The sequence below is a fragment of the Pseudomonas sp. p50(2008) genome, from assembly GCF_015351605.1.
Lineage (GTDB): Bacteria > Pseudomonadota > Gammaproteobacteria > Pseudomonadales > Pseudomonadaceae > Aquipseudomonas.
The window spans coordinates 1-1267 of the sequence record NZ_JACMYF010000045.1 but is presented as its reverse complement, the minus strand read 5'-3'; the positions used below and the strand labels follow the sequence as shown (position 1 = coordinate 1267).

Annotated in this window: 4 protein-coding genes; 2 read left to right on the top strand and 2 right to left on the bottom strand. The window is 56.6% G+C overall.

Annotation, left to right across the window (positions count from 1 at the left end):
* Together H7698_RS31155 and H7698_RS31150 are read right to left on the bottom strand one after the other, a co-directional pair.
* A partial coding sequence (locus H7698_RS31155) for a hypothetical protein (RefSeq protein WP_194693908.1) occupies positions 1-408 on the bottom strand: 408 nt, incomplete at its 3' end.
* 65 nt (positions 409-473) lie between these two features.
* Complete coding sequence (locus H7698_RS31150) at positions 474-653, bottom strand: hypothetical protein (protein ID WP_016715862.1); 180 nt, start codon at positions 651-653, stop codon at positions 474-476.
* A gap of 177 nt (positions 654-830) precedes the next feature.
* On the opposite strand from H7698_RS31150, the gene H7698_RS31145 reads away from it, so the two are divergent.
* On the top strand, positions 831-1133 hold the full coding sequence (locus tag H7698_RS31145) for a type II toxin-antitoxin system RelE/ParE family toxin (protein ID WP_016715863.1): 303 nt from the start codon (positions 831-833) through the stop codon (positions 1131-1133).
* Positions 1130-1267 (top strand): helix-turn-helix domain-containing transcriptional regulator (locus H7698_RS31580; RefSeq protein ID WP_442966351.1); only part of this gene is annotated, 138 nt, incomplete at its 3' end. The genes H7698_RS31145 and H7698_RS31580, both read left to right, overlap by 4 nt.

The following is a 1267-nucleotide window of genomic DNA, read 5'->3' as shown; positions in this document are numbered from 1 at the left end:
GAACAGGCGCACGGCGTCTGCATGCGGAGTGGTAAAGAGGTCGGCGAACCGAAAGAAGTTTTCGCCGAGGCGAACATAGATCCGAGTTACTCGCCCGTTGTCGCGCTCGATCATCTTGAACGACTCGCAATCACCAGCGCGAACCCAGCCCGCAGGCGGCAGAACATTCAGCGCGTATTCAAACTGTTCACGATCGATCAGAACCGGCGCGGATTTAGCCGCGGCTTCGATCTGCTGCCACGCCTCATCCTCAGTGCAAACGATCATGTCGGGCTGTCCTTCCTTCAACTGATCGAGCGTGCGGCCGCTGCGTGTTACCCATTCGCCGCCGTCGAGCTGGACGGCGTACTCATGCACCCAGCCCGTGCCAGGCTGATAGAAAACATGGGAGGTGGTAGTGGTAGACATTGGTTCGCTCCTTCGAGATCCCCCGGGGCGGTTGCCGCCGCCTGGCCGGGGGGGTGGGTGAGTGTTTATGCTGCGTGGCGGATGCCGTGGGTGAATCGGCGGAAATCAGCGGTGGTCAGCCAATCCAAACGAGGCAGGCCATCTTCAATGGCGTCCTGCTGCGCTTTCGGCTCGACCTGGGCCAGCACTTCGGAATCAACATCCATGCCTTCAGGTTCTACACACAATCCAAGTACGTGAGTCATTTTGAAGCTCCTTCGCAGATTTCCCGGAGCGGTTGCCGCCGCTGGTTCCGGGTGTCGAAGCGGTATTGCTTCGACGGGTTTAGTATCTCAAACGGCCTTCGGATCGTCAACTATTTGTAAAATAATATTGTACAAATAGTTATTGCCATGCCGTGATTTATAAACTACAATGCTCCTATGAAAACGATCAAACAAACCGCTACTTACATGACGTGGGAACGCAAGCTGAGAGATCAGCGGGCAAAAGCGATCATCGCGGCGCGGGTCTTCCGGGTAGCCAACGGTCTATTGGGCGATGTTGAGCCGGTCGGCCAGGGTGTTAGCGAGTTGCGTATTCACTACGGCCCCGGCTACCGGGTTTATTTTCAGCAGCGTGGTAACGAGCTTGTATTGCTGCTGTGTGGTGGCGACAAAGGCAGCCAGGCCCGCGATATCGAAACCGCCAAACTGCTTGCCAGCCAGTGGAGTGAGGATGAATGAAAGAGCCAATCTATGACTATGATCCAGCGGCTGCGCTGGTCGATCCTGAAACCATCGCCCTGTTCATGGCCGATGCTTTTGAAACCGGTGACGCTGGCCATATCGCTAAAGCCCTCGGCGTAGTCGCTCGCGCC